This is a genomic window from Streptomyces sp. NPDC029296 (assembly GCF_055569255.1).
Genome location: NZ_JBVHXT010000005.1, coordinates 108610 through 128101, shown reverse-complemented (window position 1 = coordinate 128101; position 19492 = coordinate 108610). Strand labels below are relative to the sequence as shown.

19 protein-coding genes are annotated in these 19492 nt (G+C 73.3%); 9 read left to right on the top strand and 10 right to left on the bottom strand.

The annotated features are described in order from the left end of the window. Positions 1-26 precede the first annotated feature (26 nt). Complete coding sequence (locus ACZ4W9_RS06285) at positions 27-869, bottom strand: lysozyme (protein WP_467933559.1); 843 nt, start codon at positions 867-869, stop codon at positions 27-29. Positions 870-1110: 241 nt separating this feature from the next. Here ACZ4W9_RS06285 and ACZ4W9_RS06280 point away from each other — a divergent pair, with 241 nt between their 5' ends. After that, positions 1111-1602: a MarR family winged helix-turn-helix transcriptional regulator gene (locus ACZ4W9_RS06280; RefSeq protein WP_358688584.1), complete on the top strand. Its 492-nt coding sequence runs from the start codon at positions 1111-1113 to the stop codon at positions 1600-1602. A gap of 4 nt (positions 1603-1606) precedes the next feature. Here ACZ4W9_RS06280 and ACZ4W9_RS06275 read toward each other — a convergent pair whose 3' ends face one another. Then, a complete protein-coding gene (locus ACZ4W9_RS06275) occupies positions 1607-2395 on the bottom strand; it encodes a protein phosphatase 2C domain-containing protein (protein WP_467933557.1) in 789 nt (262 codons plus the stop codon). A gap of 384 nt (positions 2396-2779) precedes the next feature. Between ACZ4W9_RS06275 and ACZ4W9_RS06270 the strand changes: the two genes are divergently transcribed. The 6 genes from ACZ4W9_RS06270 (at position 2780) to ACZ4W9_RS06245 (ending at position 9031) form a co-directional block, all read left to right on the top strand. Beyond that, positions 2780-5599 carry a sensor histidine kinase gene (locus tag ACZ4W9_RS06270; protein ID WP_467933556.1) on the top strand — a complete coding sequence of 940 codons (2820 nt, stop codon included), beginning with the start codon at positions 2780-2782 and terminating at the stop codon, positions 5597-5599. Next, a complete protein-coding gene (locus ACZ4W9_RS06265) occupies positions 5596-6093 on the top strand; it encodes a roadblock/LC7 domain-containing protein (protein WP_318201427.1) in 498 nt (165 codons plus the stop codon). Before ACZ4W9_RS06270 ends, ACZ4W9_RS06265 begins: the two co-directional genes overlap by 4 nt. Further along, positions 6090-6515, top strand: a complete 426-nt coding sequence (locus ACZ4W9_RS06260; protein WP_467933554.1) for a DUF742 domain-containing protein — start codon at positions 6090-6092, stop codon at positions 6513-6515. The genes ACZ4W9_RS06265 and ACZ4W9_RS06260 overlap by 4 nt, the downstream gene beginning before the upstream one ends. Then, on the top strand, positions 6496-7152 hold the full coding sequence (locus ACZ4W9_RS06255) for a GTP-binding protein (protein WP_467933553.1): 657 nt from the start codon (positions 6496-6498) through the stop codon (positions 7150-7152). The genes ACZ4W9_RS06260 and ACZ4W9_RS06255 overlap by 20 nt, the downstream gene beginning before the upstream one ends. Before the next feature lie 33 nt (positions 7153-7185). Then, on the top strand, positions 7186-8439 hold the full coding sequence (locus tag ACZ4W9_RS06250) for a styrene monooxygenase/indole monooxygenase family protein (protein ID WP_467933552.1): 1254 nt from the start codon (positions 7186-7188) through the stop codon (positions 8437-8439). 85 nt (positions 8440-8524) lie between these two features. Continuing rightward, the gene (locus ACZ4W9_RS06245; protein WP_467933551.1) at positions 8525-9031 is read left to right on the top strand and encodes a hypothetical protein; all 507 of its coding nucleotides are present in this window, start codon (positions 8525-8527) and stop codon (positions 9029-9031) included. A 10-nt stretch (positions 9032-9041) separates the two neighbouring features. On the opposite strand, the gene ACZ4W9_RS06240 is transcribed toward ACZ4W9_RS06245, so the two are convergent. The 4 genes from ACZ4W9_RS06240 to ACZ4W9_RS06225 form a co-directional block, all read right to left on the bottom strand. After that, on the bottom strand, positions 9042-10157 hold the full coding sequence (locus tag ACZ4W9_RS06240) for a C40 family peptidase (RefSeq protein WP_467933549.1): 1116 nt from the start codon (positions 10155-10157) through the stop codon (positions 9042-9044). A 112-nt stretch (positions 10158-10269) separates the two neighbouring features. Next, positions 10270-10596 (bottom strand): hypothetical protein, encoded by a 327-nt coding sequence (locus ACZ4W9_RS06235; RefSeq protein ID WP_467933548.1) that lies wholly within the window; start codon positions 10594-10596, stop codon positions 10270-10272. Further along, positions 10593-11258, bottom strand: a complete 666-nt coding sequence (locus tag ACZ4W9_RS06230) for a TetR/AcrR family transcriptional regulator (protein WP_467933547.1) — start codon at positions 11256-11258, stop codon at positions 10593-10595. Before ACZ4W9_RS06230 ends, ACZ4W9_RS06235 begins: the two co-directional genes overlap by 4 nt. Before the next feature lie 100 nt (positions 11259-11358). Beyond that, a complete protein-coding gene (locus tag ACZ4W9_RS06225) occupies positions 11359-12297 on the bottom strand; it encodes an AurF N-oxygenase family protein (protein ID WP_467933546.1) in 939 nt (312 codons plus the stop codon). A 122-nt stretch (positions 12298-12419) separates the two neighbouring features. Here ACZ4W9_RS06225 and ACZ4W9_RS06220 point away from each other — a divergent pair, with 122 nt between their 5' ends. Next, the gene (locus ACZ4W9_RS06220) at positions 12420-13529 is read left to right on the top strand and encodes a ferritin-like domain-containing protein (protein WP_467933545.1); all 1110 of its coding nucleotides are present in this window, start codon (positions 12420-12422) and stop codon (positions 13527-13529) included. 92 nt (positions 13530-13621) lie between these two features. Further along, entirely contained in the window at positions 13622-14476 is an 855-nt protein-coding gene (locus tag ACZ4W9_RS06215; protein WP_467933688.1) for a hypothetical protein, read from the top strand. Positions 14477-14483: 7 nt separating this feature from the next. On the opposite strand, the gene ACZ4W9_RS06210 is transcribed toward ACZ4W9_RS06215, so the two are convergent. The 4 genes from ACZ4W9_RS06210 to ACZ4W9_RS06195 all read right to left on the bottom strand — a co-directional run bounded on the left by ACZ4W9_RS06210 (position 14484) and on the right by ACZ4W9_RS06195 (position 19478). Beyond that, positions 14484-15941, bottom strand: a complete 1458-nt coding sequence (locus ACZ4W9_RS06210) for a penicillin-binding transpeptidase domain-containing protein (protein WP_467933686.1) — start codon at positions 15939-15941, stop codon at positions 14484-14486. Between the two features lie 35 nt (positions 15942-15976). After that, entirely contained in the window at positions 15977-17338 is a 1362-nt protein-coding gene (locus ACZ4W9_RS06205; protein ID WP_467933544.1) for an FtsW/RodA/SpoVE family cell cycle protein, read from the bottom strand. Positions 17339-17505: 167 nt separating this feature from the next. Beyond that, a complete protein-coding gene (locus ACZ4W9_RS06200; protein ID WP_467933543.1) occupies positions 17506-18750 on the bottom strand; it encodes an ATP-binding protein in 1245 nt (414 codons plus the stop codon). Next, the gene (locus ACZ4W9_RS06195) at positions 18747-19478 is read right to left on the bottom strand and encodes a hypothetical protein (RefSeq protein ID WP_467933541.1); all 732 of its coding nucleotides are present in this window, start codon (positions 19476-19478) and stop codon (positions 18747-18749) included. Before ACZ4W9_RS06195 ends, ACZ4W9_RS06200 begins: the two co-directional genes overlap by 4 nt. Positions 19479-19492 lie beyond the last annotated feature (14 nt).

Sequence of the window (19492 nt, the reverse complement as noted above, 5' to 3'; positions counted from 1 at the left end):
CGGCCGGCCCGGGACCGGCCGTCGCCTCAGCCGTTGGCCAGGGCCTGCACCCGGTCCAGGGCGCCGTTGAACTTGTCGTGGTCGCCGACGGTCGGGCCGGAGGAGGTGTACTGCCACATGGTGTAGAACGACCACCCGGCCGGCAGGGTCCCCGGGTCGGTGGCGTAGCGGGCGATCCACAGCGGGTTGTTCGTCGCGAAGCCGCCGTAGTTGCCGGTGCACTGGGTCCACCAGCTGGTGGCCGTGTAGATCACGGCGTAGCGCCCGGTGCGCGCCTTGTAGGTGTTGACGAAGTCGGCGATCCAGCCGACCATCTGGCTCGCGGTCTTGCCGTAACACGCGGCGCCGTACGGGTTCCACTCGATGTCGAGGGCGCCGGGCAGGGTCTTGCCGTCCCCCGACCAGCCGCCGCCGTGGTCGACGAAGTAGTTGGCCTGGGTGGCGCCGCTGGTGGTGTCCGGGGTGGCGAAGTGGTAGGCGCCGCGGATCATGCCCACGTTGTAGGAGCCGTTGTACTGCTGGGCGAAGTACGGGTTCGTGTAGTACGTGCCCTCCGTCGCCTTCGTGTACGCCCAGCGCACCCCGCTGCCCCACAGCGTGGACCAGGCGACGTTGCCCTGGTACGCCGAGACGTCCACGCCCTCGGTCTGGGTGGCGTCGCCGGTGCTCGGGGTGCCGTCCCGGCCGTCGTGGGCGAGGACGCCGATGCCCAGGTAGGCGGAGCCGCGGGCGGGCGTGGCCGCCGCCCGGGCGGAGGTGAGGGGCAGCGTGAGGGAGAGCGCCGCGAGCAGGGCCGTGACCAGGACGGCGAGGGGGCGCGGGCGCAGCGGGCGGGTACGACGGGTGGGACCGGGTCTGAGCACGGTCATGGCGTGCCTCCGGGGTGGGGAGTGGGGGAGCGGGGTGGGGATCGTGGGGGGTGTCCGCCGACCGGCTGGGCGTGGGCATGCCAGTAAGGGCGTGGTAAAGAAGCTACGCACGTAGATGACGGCGTGGAAGGGGGTCCGGACGACGCCGTTGGTCTACGCCTGCGAAATACTGACCGAGCTGCGGCAATGACGACGTGTGACAGAAACTTTCAGGACTGCGAAACCGATCAGGGGTGCTGACGTGCACGAGGACAGAAACAGCGGGGGACTTCACGCCGCCAGCCAGGTGACGCCCAGTGGTGCAGACCAGGAATTCCTGGCGCTGGAACGCGAGTTGACCGTACTGCTGCGGCGCGCCCGGGCCAACCAGGCCGAGATGGCCCGCGAGGTCCACCCCGACCTGGAGTCCTCCGCCTACGGCCTGCTCATCCGGCTGGACGAACTGGGCGGCCAGCGGGCCACCGAACTCGCCGCCTACATCGGCGTCGGCAAGGCCACCATGTCCCGGCAGCTGCGCGCGCTGGAGGAACTCGGCCTGATCGCCCGCGAACCCGACCCGGCCGACGGCCGCGCCTGGCTGGTCACCCTCACCGAGGAGGGCAGCCGCCGCGTCGGCACCGTCCGCGAGGCCCGCCGCGCCCGCTACGTCCGCCAGCTCGCCCACTGGGACCGCCGCGAGGTCGCCGAGCTGGCCCGGCTGCTGCACGGGCTGAACGACGTCATGGCGAAATAGCGGCTCACAGCTCCGCGTACACCACCGTCGCGTCGTCATGCGTCTTGCCCCGCCCCAGGTAGGCCCGCTCCTGACGGTCCGCCGTCTCCAGCTCCCGCACCCGCTCGACCAGCGACCGGGCACCCTCCTTGGCGACCACGTCGAACAGCGCCGTCCAGTCGCCCACGCGGAACGTCTCCGTCCAGCGGGCCGCGCCGTCCGTCAGCGCGGCCAGCGCCCGCACCGCGCGCCGGGGCAGCACACCGGTGACCGCACGGGACGCCACGGCAGGGTCGGCGGCGGCCGTGAAGAAGCCGCCCTCCTTGTTGCGCACGTGCGCGTCGACCAGGGCGTCCGTGGCGAGCGCGGAGCGGGGCAGCCGGGCGAGCCGGTCGTCCACCACCGGGGTCACCTCCCCGCCGGGCCCCCGCAGCAGCAGCGTCGAGTCGCACAGCACCAGGTACTCGACCTCGGCGGCCGACCAGCGGGCCAGGGCGACGGTTGCCTGGGGCGTTCGCGGGTGAGAAAGGTCACAGGTGCCCGCGTGGGCGTCGGCGGTGCGCCGGATCGCCCGCGCGAGAATCTCCGGCAGCGTCAGATCTCGGCCGGAAACGGTCAGTTCGGTCAGCGCCCCGCCCAGTCGCGCGGTGAACCAGGGCACGGAGTGCAGACAGCCCGCGCCGTCGCCCGGCGGCGTCACCCCGTCCAGGACGACCACGCAACCTCCCTGTCCGGAGGCGGGTAGTCCGACACCGGCGAAGTCCTCGTTGGGTCGGGTCGCGTCGCCGGGTTCCGAAACGAGATCAGTGCGCACCCGGTCAGTCTGCACGACCCCTTCACACCGTGCGCCAGGGGCCGGCCGGCCCCGGGGATTTCCCGCGACCTCGCAGGTCAGGCGCCTGATTTGGGCAAGAATGGGACACTCCGGGAAGGCGTGGTGGCGAATATTGCCAAAGCCTGCCGCGCGCGTCCAACCGGCCCGCCGCACCGGAGCCGGACACGCGCCGGAGGAACTTGCCCGCCAACTCCCCTCCGATGTTCACTCCTTCGGGTGGCGGGTCAGGTGATGCGCGGCCCCTGCCCACCGGCGCTGGGAGGGTCGGGAACCATACGAACCGGGTGTACGCACCACTTGGCCCCGAGATGACGGGGTGCCACCCGGGCCCCTGGGTACACGAGTTCAGGAATGCGAGCACCGGTGCAGAAGAAGCGGCCTCGGCGCACAGGCAGTCAGCCGGCCCCCGCGGGGACCGTCCCGCAGACCCCCGTGGGCACCGGCCGCCCCACCCATGTGCGCACCCGGCTGATCGTCGCCGTCGCCGTGGTGGCCGCCGCCGTGGCCGGAGCCGGCGCGCCCGCGCTGCTCACCGTCTCCCGGGACGTCGGCGACAGCCAGGAACTGGTGACGCTCGCCACCCGCACCCAGGACGCGCTCACCCTCGCCCACTCCCTCGCCGACGAACGCGACGAGGTCACCTCCTACGTCGCGGCCGGCCGTCCCAAGTCCAAGGCGCCCGCCGAGGACCGCAGCGCCCGCGTGGACCGGCAGGCCGGGGAACTGCGGGCCGACCCCGACCTCCCGGGCCGCCTGCGCACCGCCCTCGACGGCGTCGACAAGGCCCGCCGGGCCGCCCTCACCGGCCGCACCGACGCCCTCCGGACCCACCAGGCCTACTCGGCGGCGATCACCGAACTGCACCGGCTCGCCGAGCGGCTGGCCGAGATGATGCCCCCGCGGGCCGGCAGCGGCGCCCACGCCCTCGCCGAACTGGACTCGGCCGTCCAGCAGTCCGCCGCCGCCCGCGGCCTGCTGCTGGCCGCGCTGAACGTCCCCTCCCACGACCGGACGGTCATCGACCCCGTCACCGGCCTGCCCACCACCTCCACCACCGGCAGCGACGCGGAGCGCAAGCAGCGCGACGCGCTCACCGCCGCCGCCCAGCAGGCCCGGCTGCGCGCCGACGCGGCCCTCGCCGGCTTCCGCGCGACCGCCCCCGAGGCGGCCGTCGACTCCTACGACTCCACGGTCACCGGAGCCGAGGTCAACTCGGCCGAGAAGTACCTGGCCACGTTCACCGGCCGGCCGGCCCTCGCCGACGGCGAACCGAAGGTCGGCGTCAAGAAGCTGGACGCGGCCCTGTCCGCCCGCGTCGACCTGATGCGCGGCGCCGAGTCCGCGCTCTACGACCACCGCACCAAGGACCTGGAGAAGCTCCGGGACGACGACGTCACCGCGCTGGAGATCCGCGTCGCCGTCCTCGGCGTGCTGCTGCTGGTCGCGGTCGGCATCGCCACCGCCATGGCCCGCAGCCTGACCCGCCCGCTGTCGGTGCTGCGCCGCGGCTCGGCCCGGCTGGCCGAGGCCGAGGACCCGGCGGCCCAGGACCCGATCGCCTTCACCGGCCGCAACGACGAGTTCGCCCAGGTGGTGCGCTCGGTCAACGCCCTGCACGCGCACGCCGCCGCCCTGCACGAGCGGGTGGCCACCCTGGAGACCGACCGCAAGCACCTGGTGGGCCAGCGCCAGAAGATGGCCGACGCCCGCGAGGAACTGCGCGCCGAACTCGCCGAGTCCGCCGCCCAGCTGGAGCGGCTGCGCACCAGCATCGGCTCCACCTTCGTCAACCTGGCCCTGCGCACCCTCGGCCTGGTCGAGCGCCAGCTCGCGGTCATCGAGGGCCTGGAGGAGCGGGAACAGGACCCCGAGCGCCTGTCCACCCTGTTCAAGCTGGACCACTTCGCCACGGTCATGCGCCGGCACAGCGAGAACCTGCTGGTCCTCGCCGGCACCGAGCACGTCCAGCAGCACCCCGGCCCGGTGCCGCTGGTCGACGTGGTCCGCGCGGCGGTCAGCGAGATCGAGCGCTACGAACGCGTCCGCATCGCCGCCCTGCCCCCGCACGCGCACCTGGCCGGGTTCGCCGCCGACGACCTCTCCCACCTGCTGGCCGAACTGATGGAGAACGCCACCTCCTTCTCCCCGCCGGACCTGCCGGTGGAGGTCTCCGGCTGGCTCCTGGAGTCGGGCGAGGTCATGCTCTCCGTCCAGGACGAGGGCATCGGCGTGGCCGAGGAGCGCCTGGCCCGCCTCAACGCCCGCCTCGGCGACTTCGATCCCCGGTCGCTCTACGACCAGGAGGACGCCGACGGTCTCGGCCTCGGCCTGTACGTCGTCGCCCGCCTCGCCCACCGCCACGGCGTCCGGGTCCAGCTGCGCGAGCAGAAGCAGGGCGGCACCGCGGCGGTCGTGGTCCTGCCGGCCCAGCTCCTCGCCGAGGCCCCGCCGGCGACCCTCCCGCCGGCGAACGCGTCCGGCAGCACCACGGGTACGTACACCCTCCCGGGTGCCGACGCGGAGGCCAACTCCAACGTCCTGCGGGCCCGCACCAAGGACCCGCTGGTGGCCCTGGCCGAACAGGCCGTACGGGACACCCACGAACAGGCCACCCCGTCCGCCGGGACCGCGGAGACCCGCCCCAAGCCGGCGGAGAGCCCCGCCGAGACCACGATGGAACTCCTCCTGCCGACACCTCAGGAGGAGCCGGCGCGGCGGGAGGACGCGACGGAACCGGAGGAACCGGCCGGCACCCCGACTTCGTCGCCCACGGCCCCGCCGGCCGCCGACGGCGAGGACGCCCCGCAGGGGCCGCCCGCGGCCGGCGACGAGACCCGCACGGGCGGCACGGGCGGGAGCCCGGACGCCGCCGGAGGCGAAGCCGACGCGCACGCACCGGCCGGGGCCCCGCGGACGGACGCCGAGGAGCGGCTCACCAGCAAGGGTCTCCCCAAGCGCACGCCCAAGATCACCGCCCCCGCCGCCCCGGCCCGCCGGCAAGGCACCCGCGTCGACGCCGAGGCCCTGCGCCGCAGGCTCGGCGGCTTCCGCAACGGCGCCGAGGCCGGCTACCGCGACGTAGAGGCGGAGATCGCCGAGAAGACGGCCGGCCACCGGCGGCCGACCAGCTACGCACACGCCGAAGAAGCCACGGGGGGCACAGCCGAGGAGGCAAGCAGTTGACCGCGCCCACAACCTACGGACTGAGCAGTGAAGCCCGTAACCTGCACTGGCTGCTGACCAACCTGGTCGAGGAAGTACCCGGCATCCAGTCCGTCGCCGTGGTCTCCTCGGACGGACTGCTGCTGCTGTCGTCCGACCCGGCGCACACGGAGCAGTCCCGTGCGGCCCGCCCGGCGAAGGGCCCGCGCGGCTCCTCCGCCGACCTCGCCACCATCGTCTCCGGCATCGGCAGCCTCACCGTGGGCGCCGCCCGGCTGCTGGAGTTCGGCGGGGTCAAGCACACCATGATCGCGATGGACGAGGGCAGCCTGTTCGTGATGTCGATCAGCGACGGCTCGCTGCTCGGCGTGCACGGCAGCGCCGAGTGCGACATGAGCGTCGTGGCGTACCACATGGCGCTGTTCGTGGGCCGTGCCGGGCATGTCCTGACGCCCGAACTCCGCAGCGAGCTGCGGAAATCCATGGAGTCCGAGTCGACGGGGAGCACCCGGTGACCGGCCCCGCGAACAAGCCCGGGAAGCAGCGGCTGCCGGTACGCGGCGGCGACCGCAAACCCGCCCGCGTCCGCCCCTACTCGCTCACCGGCGGCCGTACCCGCTTCGGCCACGTCCTCCTCGTGGAGACGTTCGTGGCCGCGCTGGAGGCCCCGGAGGAGCGCAAGGAACTGACACAAGGCTCGCAGGGCGCCCCGGGCATGCCCGAGATGCGGGCCATCGTCGAACTCTGCCGCCGTATGCGCACGGTGGCCGAAATCGCCGCGCTGCTGAAGATGCCGCTCGGCGTGGTCCGCGTCCTCCTGAGCGATCTCGCGGACCAGGGAAAGATCCGTGTGTACGGCACCGGAACCGGTCACGGCACCGGCCGCCCGGACCGCGCGCTGCTGGAAAGGGTGCTGAGTGGACTCCGCCGTCTCTGACGCCACCGCCGCCTTCGGGGGACCGTCCCTCGCCGCCTCCTTCGCCGAGCCGGACGAGGACCTGAAGGCCTGGCAGACCGACCGCACGCGCGCTCCCATCGCGACGAAGATCGTGGTGGCGGGCGGCTTCGGCGTCGGCAAGACCACCCTGGTCACCTCCGTCTCGGAGATCACGCCCCTGCAGACCGAGGCGCTGATGACCGAGGCCAGCGAGGGCACCGACGACCTGTCGGCCACACCGGGCAAGCTCACCACCACCGTGGCCATGGACTTCGGCCGCATCACGCTCGACGACGACCTGGTGCTCTACCTGTTCGGCACGCCGGGCCAGCAGCGGTTCTGGTTCATGTGGGACGACCTGGTGCGCGGCGCGATCGGCGCCGTCGTCATGGCCGACACCCGCCGGCTGAAGGACTGCTTCCCCGCGCTGGACTACTTCGAGAGCTGCGGGCTGCCCTACGTCGTCGCGGTCAACCACTTCGACGGCAGCGAGCGGTTCGAACCGGAGGACGTCCGGGAGGCGCTGACGATACCGGCGCACATCCCTGTCATGATCATGGACGCGCGACGGCGGTTCTCGGCCATCGAGACCCTCCTGGCCCTCGTCGGCCACGCGCTGGACGAAACCCCCGAGTAGTCCGGTCCCAGCCCCCGTAGGAGACACCACCGCATGCGGAAGATACTCGTCGTCGGAGCCGGCCAGTCCGGCCTCCAGCTCGCCCTCGGCCTGCAGTCGCACGGCTACGAGGTCACCCTGATGTCGAACCGGACCGCGGACGAGATCCGCACCGGCCGTGTCATGTCGACGCAGTGCATGTTCCACACGGCACTCCAGCACGAGCGCGACCTGCAGCTGAACTTCTGGGAGTCCCAGGCCCCGAAGATCGAGGGACTCGGCGTCTCGGTCGCCGCGCCCGGCTCGCACGACCCGGGCCCCACCCAGCGGGCCATCGACTGGGTGGGCAGGCTGGACGGGTTCGCGCAGTCGGTGGACCAGCGGGTGAAGATGGCCGGCTGGATGGAGACCTTCGCGCAGCGCGGCGGCCAGCTGGTCATCCACGGCGCGGCCGTCGGCGACCTGGACTACTTCTCCCGCACCTACGACCTCGTCCTGGTCGCGGCCGGCAAGGGCGAGCTGGTGTCGATGTTCGCCCGCGACCCCGAGCGCTCCCCGTACGCCGAGCCGCAGCGGGCGCTGGCGGTGGCGTACGTGCACGGCCTTGGCCCGCGTCCGGAGCACCCGGAGTTCGACGCGGTCCGCTGCAACCTGGTCCCCGGCGTCGGCGAGCTGTTCGTCATGCCGACCCTGACCCTCTCCGGGCGGGCCGACATCCTGTTCTGGGAGGGCATACCCGGCGGCCCGCTCGACGCCTTCCGGGGCGTCAAGGACCCGGCCGAGCACCTCTCCCTGACCCTGGAACTCATGGAGAGGTTCACGCCCTGGGAGTACGCGCGGGCCACCAAGGCCGAACTGACCGACGCGGGCGGCACGCTGGCCGGGCGCTACGCCCCGACCGTGCGCAACCCCGTCGGCCGGCTGCCCTCGGGCGGTCTCGTCCTGGGCGTGGCCGACGTGGTCGTGGCCAACGACCCGATCACCGGCCAGGGCTCCAACTCGGCGTCCAAGTGCGCGGCGGCCTATCTGGCGTCGATCCTGGAGCGCGGCGACAAGCCCTTCGACGAGGAGTGGATGCGGGCCACCTTCGACCGCTACTGGGCCACCGCGCAGCACGTCACCAAGTGGACCAACGCCATGCTGGCCCCGCCGCCGGAGCACGTGCTGAACCTCATCGGCGCGGCCGGCTCGCTCCAGCCCGTGGCGGACCGCTTCGCCAACGCGTTCAACGACCCGTCCGACTTCGAGGACTTCTTCTACGACCCGGAGAAGACGGCCGCCTACCTGGGGTCGCTCACGGAAGCCTGATGGTTTTGTCCCCTTTTGACACCTGATACCGGCGGAGGGACGCTGGGACAGGTGTGCAGGGGGGACAAGCCATGGAGGAGTTTCCATGAATGGTCGTCGTGTACGCCTGGCGGTTCTGGCACCCCTGGCGGTGTCGTCGCTCGCGTTGGGGTCGGTGACGTTGTCCGCCTCGACAGCGGCGGCGGCATCGCCCACCTGCGGCGTCAGAAGCACCGAGAACCCGAAGAACCTGCTCGTCAGCGGCAAGGACTTCAAGCCGAACAAGGCCGTGGCCGTCGAGTCGGGCAGCGGTGCCGAGGGCAGCGTGAAGGCGGACGCCAGTGGCGGCTTCTCCCTGACGGTCACCGACGCGAGCGGCACCGTCAGCGCCCAGCAGATCGGCGGTCCCGAGGTCAAGTGCGGTACGGCCGAGGAGGGGGAGCAGAAGAACGCCAAGGAGCAGTACAACGAGGGCTTCGACAAGGGGTTCGCGGCCGTGAAGCGGAGCTGCAGCGCGCAGGACGAGCAGCAGGGGCTCGTGGCCGTGGACGAGAACTTCAAGCAGGGGTTCAAGGAGGGGGCGAAGCAGGCGCGCGACCAGTTCTGCGACTAGGGCGCGGCCGTCACTCCGGCGCCGGCTCCGGCCGGACCGCGCCGAGCACCGGGTGGGACGCGAGCGGTGAGACCTTCACCCTCCCGCCCGGTCTCGGCGCCTGGACGACCTTCCCGTCCCCCACGTACATCGCCACGTGGGTCGCGTCGGGGAAGTACACCACCAGGTCTCCCGGGCGCAGCCGGCGCAGCGGGACCCTGGTCAGCCGGGCCCACTGCTCCTGGCTGGTGCGCGGGACCGCGACACCCGCCCGGGACCAGGCCTGTGAGGTCAGTCCCGAGCAGTCGTAGGCGTCCGGGCCCGCCGCGCCCCACCGGTAGGGCTTGCCGACCTGGTCCAGCGCGTAGCGGACCGCGCGCTCGGCGGCCGGGGCGGCGGGGGCGCCGGCCGCCGGGGCCGCGGGGCGTTCGTCGGGCAGGGCGCCCGCCGCGGTCAGTTCGCGCTGGGCCTCGGCGATCCCCTGCTCCTCCAGCCGGGCCACGGCCGCGAGCTGGTCCGGGGTGAGGGTGGCCAGCACGCGTTCCACGTCGGCCAGTCTCCTTCGGACGTCGTCGCGCTGCCCCTTCTGCCGGGCGGCCAGGCCGAGCCGGGTGTCCAGGGCCTTCCGGGCCGCGCGGGCCAGGGCGTCCTGGCGCCGCTCGGCGACGGTCAGCCGGGCCACCGTACGGGCCCGTTCGCGCGCCAGCTCCCCGATGACGTGCCCCTCGTCCAGCGCGTGCTGCGGATCGCGCGCGAGCAGGAGGCGGACGTAGGGGCCGAGGCCGCCGCCGCTCTGGTACTGCTGCCGGGCCAGTCGGCCGGCGTCCAGCCGCGTGGTCCGCAGGGCCAGCCGGGCGCGGGCGAGTTCCCCGTCCAGCCGGGCCACCTCGGCGCGCTGCCGCTCCAGCTGCTCCGTGGTGGCGTTGTAGGTCTCGGTGGCCTGCTCGGCCTGCCGGTACAGCCGCTGAAGGTCCGTCAGCAGCCGCGCCACGGAGGGCTGTGCGCCGGGCGCGGCCGGGTCCGGCCGCGCGTCGGGTACGGCCAGGGACGGCCGTGGGTCCGGTACGGCCGCGGCGGGCACGGGTGCGAGGACGGCCTGGGCCGCCACCGCGGCCGTACCGGCCAGACGCAGGAGCACTGCTGACACGCCATCACCTCCGGCGCGGGGAGGGCGGTCCCTCCGCCTCCCGTCGCACGGTGATAATCAGACGTGTCGGCACACAATATGCGGGAAGCCTGCGCGATTCGGCGCACCGCTTTCACTCGTTCGTGTCACCCGGCTTGCCGGATCGCGGGGCATCCGGCGGGGGAGCGGACGCGGCGGCCGGCTTGGACCAGGGCCACCTGAGCCGTCCGCCGGAGGTGTCGGCGGGGTCGTACCGGTACTTCCAGCCCCGCACCAGCCCGAGCCGCCGGCTGTGCCCGCGCGGCTCGCGCCGGTAGACCAGCACCGTGGGCCGGCCGCCGTCCGGGTCCGGGACGGGGATGCGGTACGTCTTCGGGGGGTGCCCGGTGGGGCCGAGCAGGACGGGCAGCACGCGCCCGTCCATGGGGCCGCCCTCGAAGGGGGTGTCCTGGCTCTTCACGGGGCCGGTACCCGGCCGTCCTCGGAGAGCGTGGCGACGAGCGCCGCCGTCTGCGGATCGCGGCCCGCCGTGACCGTGAGGACGGCCACGAACTGCTCCACCAGCCAGTCCCGCAGCTCCGCGGGCGGCGGCTGTTTGTCGTTGTCCAGCCAGATCAGGGAGGCCGCCTCCACGGCCGCGATCCACATGCGCACGGTCATCCGCAGCGGCCGGCCGGGGTCGCGGACCTCCAGGTGCTGGTAGATGTGGTCGGCGGCGGACCGGCGCACCCCGTCCACGATGGCGGTGGTGCGCTTGGTCTCCACCACGCTGCCGCCCTGGAGCAGCGCGCTGAAACCGGTGTCGTGCTGGTCGACGAAGGCCAGATAGCGGTCGAGGACACGGGACAGGCGGGACAGCGCGGACGTCTCGTGGGGCTCGTCGAAGCACTGGTTCAGCTGCTCGGCGGCCGACCCGAGCGCGGCCTCGTAGAGCTGCTGCTTGCCGCCCGGGAAGTAGCGGTACACCAGGGGACGCGAGACTCCGGCCGCCTCCGCCACGTCATCGAGGGACACATCCTCGGGCGCGCGGTGCGCGAAGAGCGAGAGCGCGGCGTCGAGGAGCTGGCTTCGTCGCTCCTCGACGCTCAGGCGGCGGTATGCGGGGGTGGCCGACGGGGTCATGGCGGTCAGCCTAACCGCCGGGGTGGGGCCGCCATGCGGCGCACGCGGGCGGCGGGGGGCACTCGCGCCGTGCTCCGCGCCCCCGGGCGGGGTGCCGGGGCTACGCCAGGAGACCCGACGACCTCCACAGCCGGCGCCCCACGCCCCGCAGGACACCGATGTCGTCCAGGAAATCGGTCAGCCGCTTGGCACCCGTCTGCATGATCTCGCGGCGGTGCCCGCTCGCCTTCACCTGGGCCATCGCCTCGCGCTTGTCCAGACCCACGTTCGTGTACACCTCCGGGTTGACGAACGCGACCGAGAACACCCGGGCGAACTCGCCCGAGGTGACCCGGGTGAACTCCTGCGACCACTTCGGCGCGGTCACCATCTGGCGCCGCAGCTCCTCACGGGCGTACCGGACGTGCCGGGCCTCCTCCACCACGTGGATCCGCGTGACGCCCCGGATCAGCGGCTGGACCCGCTCGTCGGGGAAGGTCAGCCGCTGCATCCAGTCGAGGACCTCCTCGCCGAGCAGCGTGGCGGTGAAGGAACCGGGCGTGGTCGAGATCGTCTTGAACAGCCGGCCCAGGTTCTGGTGGGTCCGGCTCACCGGGTACCAGGGGGTGTCGCCGTGCGATATCAGGCGCGCGAACATCTTGGAGTGCCGGCACTCGTCCTCGATCTCGGTGAGGGCGTACCGCACGTGCGCGCTCGTCGCCGCCTTGTCGTAGATGTGCCGGACCAGCAGTTGCATCAGGATCAGCTCGAACCAGATGCCGAGCGAGGCCAGCGCCGCGGCCTCGTGCTGGGAGAGCAGGATGCGCTGCTCCTCGCCCATCCGCCGCCACATCGGGGTGTCGTACAGCGAGACCAGCTCCGGCGGCCAGAACCACTTGCCCTCCTCGAAGGGCGCGTCCCAGTCCAGCTCCTTGTCCGGGTCGAAGGAGTGCTTGGCGGAAGAGGCGAGCAGCCGTTCGGCCACTTGTTCCCGGTCCTTGAGCAGGCCGAGCGCGTCGCGCAGCCCGTCCAGCGCGTCCGCTTCCGTCAGGGTCGTCATGGCTCCCTCACCTCGTTACCCGGGGGTAGTCGTCCTGTTCTTATAAGACTCCCTGTCAGTAAGGTCGTCAATCCCCCGCGCCGGACTTGTTGGCACGGCATCCCGGCGTAAGCCTGGGGAGTATGCGGACCCATGACCTGTACGCCGACGATCCGGGAGACTCCCCCTGGCAGGTGCCCGCCACCGGTGCGGCCCGGTTCACCTGGGAGTACGACGACGGACGCGACCGTCTGCTCGCCCTGTACCAGAAGGGCAAGGACAAGCAGTGGGACGGGCGGACCCGCATCGAATGGGACCTGGAGGTGGACCCGTACGACCCCCTCGGCACACCCGAGGAGGCCATGTCCCTGTACGGCACCCGTCATTGGGACAAGCTCTCCGAACAGGACAAGGGCGAACTGCGCCGGCACTACGCCTCCTGGCAGTTCAGCCAGTTCCTGCACGGCGAGCAGGGTGCGATGATCTGCGCGGCGCGGATCGTGGAGTCGGTGCCCGACCTGGACGCCAAGTTCTACTCCGCGACCCAGACCATGGACGAGGCCCGGCACGCCGAGATATACGGCCGCTTCCTGCACGAGAAGGTCGGCCTGCTCTACCCGGTCAACGACGACCTCCGGGCGCTGCTCGGCGACACCCTGCGCGACAGCCGCTGGGACATGCCCTGCCTGGGCATGCAGGTGCTGATCGAGGGCCTGGCGCTGGCCGCCTTCGGTATGATCCGGGACACCACGGACAAACCGCTGCCGCGACAGATCCTGACCTACGTCATGCAGGACGAGGCCCGGCACGTGGCCTTCGGCCGGATGGCACTGCGCGACTACTACCGGCAGCTCACGGACGCCGAACTGCGCGAGCGCGAGGAGTTCGTCATCGAGGGCTGCCATCTGATGCGCGACCGGCTGCGCGGGGTGGAGGTGCTGGAGAACTTCGGCATCCCGCGGGCCGAGGCGGCGCGGATCAGCGAGGACTCCGCGTTCCTGCGGCTGTTCCGCAAGCTGCTGTTCAGCCGGATCGTCCCCTGCGTCAAGGACATCGGCCTGTGGGGCGGGCGCCTTCGGCGGGCCTACGCGGACATGGGCGTCTTCGAACTCGGCGACTTCGACCTGGACCGGCTGATGGCGCAGGACGAGGAGTCGGCCGACCGGCTGGACGCCGAACGCTTCGCCGCGGAGGAACGGGAACGGGTGGCGGAGGTGGAGGCGGCGATCGAGTCGGGCACGACGGAGGACTGACCGGGCGCCCGGGAGGCGGCGGTCCGGCGCCGGGTCACGCGGGACGCGGTGCCGGGCGGGTCGCCGGGGTGCAGTAGCGTGCTGGCGTGTCCATGCCTCCGTCGCAGCCGCCGCCGTACCCGGGGCCCTACGGCCAGCAGCCCCCGCAGGCCGCCCCCGGCCCGTACGGCTCGCCGTACCCCCAGCAGGCGCCCCCTCCGCAGCAGCAGCCGTACCCCCCGCAGCAGTCGTACCCCCCGCAGCCGTACCCGGGCGGGCAGCCCTACCCGCCGCAGCAGCCCTACCCCGGCTGGGGCGTGCCGCCCATGGTGCCGCCGCCGAGGAAGCGCCGGATCGGGCTGGTGCTCGGCATCGTGGGCGGAGTCGTCACGGTCGTCGTCGCCGGTCTCGTGGTGCTCGGCATGGTGGCCGACAGCGGTTTCCCGGCGGCGCGGAACAAGCTGGTCCTGCCGCACAGCCTGCTCGACGGCGAGTACACCCTCGCCGAGGACCTCTCCGGCACCGAGGGCAAGGGGATCGAGGACGAGGCCGACGGCGCCTGGGACGCCAGGGACGTCCACGCCACCGTCGGCCGCTACAGCCCGCCCGGCGACGACTCCCGGGCCATGCTGCTCGTCTCCGGCATGTACGGCCGGTTCAAGAACACCCCCGCGATCCGCCGCGGCCTGCTCAAGGGCGCCGCCGAGGCCGACGGCGTCACCGTGGAGCAGCCCGCGCGGGACGTCACCCCGTCCGGCGCCGCCACCTCCGTCAGCTGCCAGGTGCTCACCCAGAAGAGCGCCGCGGTCACCCTGACCTACGGCGTCTGCGCCTGGGCGGACGGCAACACCGCGGCCGTCGTCGGCAACGTCGACCGCTCCGTGCGGGACCCCGCCGACGTGGACCTCCAGGAGGCCGCCCGCACCACCCTGCGGATCCGCTCCGAGATGCGGCGGCCCGCCGGCTGACCCGCGCTCACCCGCCGAGCACGGCCCGCATCACCTCGCGCGCGATCGGGGCCGCGACGCCGTTGCCGCTGATCTCGCCCCGGTCCGCCGACGCGTCCTCCACCACCACCGCGACCGCCACCTGCGGCTCCGGGGCGTCCTCGGACTTCGCCCAGGAGACGAACCAGGCGTACGGCACCCCCGTGTTGCCGACCCCGTGCTGTGCCGTGCCGGTCTTGCCGCCGACCAGCACACCGGGCAGGGACGCGTTGGTGCCGGTGCCCTCCCGGACCACCCCGGCCATCAGCTCCGCGAGCCGCGCCGCGGTGGCCGGCCGCATCACCTGCCGGCCCGGCCGGGCCCCGCTCCCGGACAGGGGCTCGCCGCCGTGCCGGGTGGTCCGCTCCACCAGGTACGGCGGACGCAGCACACCGCCGTCCGCGACCGCCGCCGCGACCATCGCCATCTGCAACGGCGTGGCCCGCGTGTTGTACTGCCCGATCGAGGACAGCGCGAGCTGCGCCCGGTCCACCCGGGTGTCGAAGGTGCTGGGCGCCACGGAGAAGGGCACGCGCACCTCGGCGTCGTTGAACCCGAACGCCTGCGCCATGGCCACCATGTCCCGCGCCCCCACGTCCACGCCCAGCTTGGCGAAGACCGTGTTGCAGGACCACTCGAAGGCGTCCCGCACCGAGGCGTCCGCACAGCCGTCGCCCTCGTTGGTCAGCCGCGTGGTGGTGCCGGGCAGCCGGTAGGGATCGGGGGAGTCGGTGCGCTCGTCCAGGTCCGTGACCACGCCCGCGTCCAGCGCCGCCGCCGCGGTGACCACCTTGAACGTCGACCCCGGCGGATACGTCTGCCGGACCGCCCGGTTGAGCATCGGCTTCTCCGGATCGTGGTTGAGCCGGGCCCACGCCGCCGTCACCGCCTCGTTGTTGCCCGACAACTCCGCCGGGTCGTACGACGGGCTGGTCACCAGTGCCAGGATCCGGCCCGTGGCCGGCTCCACCGCGGCCACCGCGCCCTTGCGCCCGGCCAGCCCCCGGTACGCGGCCTCCTGCGCCCGCCGGTCCAGGGTGGTCACCACGTCACCGCCCGGAGCGCGCCCCCGTGTAGCGTCGCGCCACAGCGGCAGCGGCGCGAGCAGCGGATCGGTGCCGGACAGTACCCCGTCCTCGGTGTGCTCCAGGAACGTGGTGCCGTACTTCTGTGAGGAGAACCCGGTGACCGGCGCGTACAACGGGCCGTCCGCGTAGGAGCGTTCGTACCGCAGCTGCTCGCCGGTGTCCACCGACCCGGTGACCGGCCGGCCGTCCACCAGGACGTCCCCGCGCGGCTGCTGGTAACGGGCGATCACGGCCCGCCGGTTGGCCGGGTTGCCGTCGTACTCCCGGGACCGCACGACCTGCACCCGGGCCGCGTTGGCCAGCAGCGCCGCCAGCAGCAGCGCGCAGAACGCGCGGGCGTGCCGGATGTACCGCGCCATCGGCCGCCCGCCCTCGGGCAGCGAGCCGTACTCGCTCATGGCGCCTCCCGGCCGTCGTACTGGCTGCGCGCCGAATCGCTCACCCGGACCAGCAGCGCCACGATCGCCCAGTTGGTGACCACCGACGAGCCGCCCTGGGCGAGGAACGGCATCGCCATGCCGGTCAGCGGGATCAGCCCGGTCACCCCGCCCGCGATCACGAACACCTGGAGCGCCACGATCGAGGCGAGCCCCACCGCGAGGAGCCGGCCGAACGGCTCGCGCAGCGCCAGCCCCGCCCGGTAGCCGCGCTCCACCAGCAGCGCGTACAGCAGCACGATCGCCGCGAGCCCCGCGAGTCCCAGCTCCTCCCCGGCCGTCGCCAGGATGAAGTCCGACTTGGTCGCGAAGCCGATCAGGATGGAGTGCCCGAGCCCGAGCCCGGTGCCCAGGATCCCGCCGGCCGCGAAGGCGAACAGGGACTGGGCGAGCTGGTTGGGGCCCCGCCCGGCCTCGATGGTGGCGAACGGGTGCAGCCAGTCCTCGATCCGCCCGCCCACGTGCGGCTCCAGCCGTCCCACCGCGACGGCGCCCAGCACGGCGAGCAGCAGCCCCACCGCGATCCAGCCGGTGCGCCCGGTGGCCACGTACAGCAGCACCACGAACAGCCCGAAGAACAGCAGCGAGGTCCCGAGGTCCCGCTCGAGCACCAGCACGCCCACACTCACCAGCCAGATCGTCAGGATCGGCCCGAGCACCCGGCCGGTCGGGAACTGCAGCCGCCACAGCCGGTGCCCGGTGTACGCCAGCGCGCTGCGGTTGGCGGCCAGATAGGCGGCGAAGAACACCGCGAGCAGCACCTTCGCGAACTCGCCGGGCTGGATGGAGAACCCGGCGATCCGGATCCAGATCCGGGCCCCGTTGACCGCCGGGAACAGGATCGGCAGCGCCAGCAGGGCGAGGGCGGCCACCACACAGACGTACGCGTACCGCTGGAGCACCCGGTGGTCCCGCAGCACCAGCACGACACCGATGAACAGGCCGACACCCAGCGTGGACCACACCAGCTGGGTCGGGGCCGCCCGGTCGCCCGGCGTCTCCAGGTCCAGCCGGTAGATCAGGACCAGCCCCAGCCCGTTGAGCAGCACCCCGATGGGCAGCGGCAGCGGATCGGCGTACGGCGCCCGGATGCGCACCGCGATGTGGGCGAACAGGGCGAGCACCCCGAGCCCGGCGCCGTATCCGACGGCACCCGGCGGTACGGTCCCGGACCGGGCCAGCCCCACCGCGCAGTAGCCGTACACGGACAGCAGGACGGCCAGCACGAGCAGGGACAGCTCGACGCCCCGGCGCCGGGGAAGACGCACGGCGCGCGCGGGAGCGGGTACCGCCGCCAGGGTGCTTCCGGCCTTCGTCATGCCCGGAACCTACCGAAAGGTGAAGTCTTGTGCCCCTTGTTCGGTGGCCGGGCGCGCCCCGGGGCGAGCGCCCGACGAGCGCCGGGCGGCATCGACACGCGGCTCCGCCGCGTGGGCGCGCCCGGCCCCACACGACGGAGGGCCCGGAAACCCCCGCGGTCCCGGGTTCACTCGCCCCCGGGCAGCCACAACGTCGCCACCGCGCCCCCGTCCGCCGCGTTCCCGAAGCCCAGCGCGGCGCCCAGCACCTCCGCCTGCCCCACCGCGATGGTCAGCCCCAGCCCGTGCCCGGTCGCCCCGCCCTCCGTGCGGAACCGCTGCGGCCCGTGGGCCACCAGGTACTCCGGATACCCGGCCCCGTGATCCCGCACGGTCACCACCGGCCCGTCCACGGTCAGCACCACCGGAGGCGCCCCGTGCCGGTGAGCGTTGGCCACCAGGTTCCCCAGCACCCGCTCCAGCCGCCGCCGGTCGGTCTCCACCCGGACGTCCCGCTCCACGCGCACCTCGGTGTCGGTGCCCGAGGCCCGTACCACCCGCTCGGCCAGCGCGCCGAGGGCCTCCGTGCCGAGCTCCAGCCGCTCCCGCCCGGTGTCCAGCCGGGAGATCTCCAGCAGGTCCTCGGTGAGGGTGCGCAGCGCCGCCACCCGGTCCCGCACCAGCTCCGTCGGACGGCCCGGCGGCAGCAGCTCGGCCGCCGCGTGCAGCCCGGTCAGCGGAGTGCGCAGCTCGTGCGCCACGTCCGCGGTGAACCGCTGCTCGCTCAGCAGCTTGCCCTGCAACGAGGCCGCCATCGAGTCCAGCGCGGCGGCCACCGCGGCGACCTCGTCGGGCGGCCGGGACGGGTCCTTCGTACGGGGGTCGTTCACCCGGGCGTCCAGATCACCCGCGCTGATCCTGCGCGCCACCCGCGCGGTGCCGTGCAGCCGCCGGGTCACCCGGGTCACCGCGAACACGCCCACCAGCACGGTCGCGCCGATCGCCAGCCCCGACGACCACACGATCGACCGGTCCAGACCGGCGATCGTGCGGGACTGCTGCGAGTAGTCGACCGCCACGCCCAGCGCCCGGTGCCCGGCCACCGGCCCCGCCGCCCACATGGCCGGGCGCCCCCGGTAGACCGCGACCATCGTGCCGCGCTGCCCGGCCACCGCCAGCCGCCGCAGCTCCGGGGGCAGCTCCGCGGGCTCCACCCGGGCGCCCGGGAGCAGCCTGTCCCCGGCCTCGTACGCCTCGGTGGCGTCCGCCAGCCGGGACAGCGCCAGGTCACGGGCCTGGCCGACGGTCTGGTCGGTCACCGAGACATGCACCAGCACACCCAGCAGCGCGGCCAGCGCGCAGCACATCACCGTCATGAACGCGGCGGCCTTGACGGCGAGCGCCCCGGACCAGTGCGGCAGCGTGGGCCTCATCGCGCACCCGGGGAGGCCGAGGGGGACGGGGACGGCTTCCCCTTGCCGTGCCGCCCGTCGCCGACGTGCAGGTACTCGTCGCGGGAGAACACCATCGCGCGCTGGCCCGGGTCCCACACCCAGGTGGTGCGGTACTCGTAGCCGGAGGTGTCGGCGGGGGAGCGCTCGATCAGCGCCCGCCCGGCCAGCTCCACCCCGGTGAGCGCGTCGTTGTCGGCCAGCACCTGCACCAGCCGGCGCCCCTCGACGGTGTAGACCCGCACCGCCGTCTGGTTGGTCGGGTACAGCCGGAAGCCGAGCGTCAGATCCGCCCGGCCGTCCCCGGTCAGGTCCCGGTAGTACGGCTTGAGCAGCGGACAGCGGGCCCGCTGTCCGCCCGGCCGGCACTGCCGCATCCGGTCCACCGTCGCGTGGTACGCCCCCTTGGGCCCGTAGTCGCCCGGGTGCGCCGCCAGCTCCGCCTCGACGACGTCCACCGGATCCACCTTCCGTACGCCGCCGGCGGGCACCGTGACGCCCTTGACGGTCTCCCGGGTCGACACGGCGTACGGATAGGCCGGGCTGGACGCCGGCCTGAGGTCCGGCCACAGCCGGGCGGGGCTGACGGCGGTCGTGGTGGGCCCGGCGCCGCGCAGCCCGCCGGTGTCCCCGCAGGCCGACACCGTCGCGGACAGCAGGACGACGGCGGCCAGGGAGAGGGCGGTACGCGCGGAACGACGGGCTGGCATCCCTACATTCTGAC

Coding starts and splice junctions, on each gene's coding strand:
- ACZ4W9_RS06215 (WP_467933688.1), top strand. CDS start 13,622: ATGCCTCCGTCGCAGCCGCCGCCGTACCCGGGGCCCTACGGCCAGCAG.
- ACZ4W9_RS06245 (WP_467933551.1), top strand. CDS start 8,525: ATGAATGGTCGTCGTGTACGCCTGGCGGTTCTGGCACCCCTGGCGGTG.
- ACZ4W9_RS06225 (WP_467933546.1), bottom strand. CDS start 12,297: ATGACGACCCTGACGGAAGCGGACGCGCTGGACGGGCTGCGCGACGCG.
- ACZ4W9_RS06230 (WP_467933547.1), bottom strand. CDS start 11,258: ATGACCCCGTCGGCCACCCCCGCATACCGCCGCCTGAGCGTCGAGGAG.
- ACZ4W9_RS06195 (WP_467933541.1), bottom strand. CDS start 19,478: ATGCCAGCCCGTCGTTCCGCGCGTACCGCCCTCTCCCTGGCCGCCGTC.
- ACZ4W9_RS06210 (WP_467933686.1), bottom strand. CDS start 15,941: ATGGCGCGGTACATCCGGCACGCCCGCGCGTTCTGCGCGCTGCTGCTG.
- ACZ4W9_RS06205 (WP_467933544.1), bottom strand. CDS start 17,338: ATGACGAAGGCCGGAAGCACCCTGGCGGCGGTACCCGCTCCCGCGCGC.
- ACZ4W9_RS06200 (WP_467933543.1), bottom strand. CDS start 18,750: ATGAGGCCCACGCTGCCGCACTGGTCCGGGGCGCTCGCCGTCAAGGCC.
- ACZ4W9_RS06285 (WP_467933559.1), bottom strand. CDS start 869: ATGACCGTGCTCAGACCCGGTCCCACCCGTCGTACCCGCCCGCTGCGC.
- ACZ4W9_RS06220 (WP_467933545.1), top strand. CDS start 12,420: ATGCGGACCCATGACCTGTACGCCGACGATCCGGGAGACTCCCCCTGG.
- ACZ4W9_RS06250 (WP_467933552.1), top strand. CDS start 7,186: ATGCGGAAGATACTCGTCGTCGGAGCCGGCCAGTCCGGCCTCCAGCTC.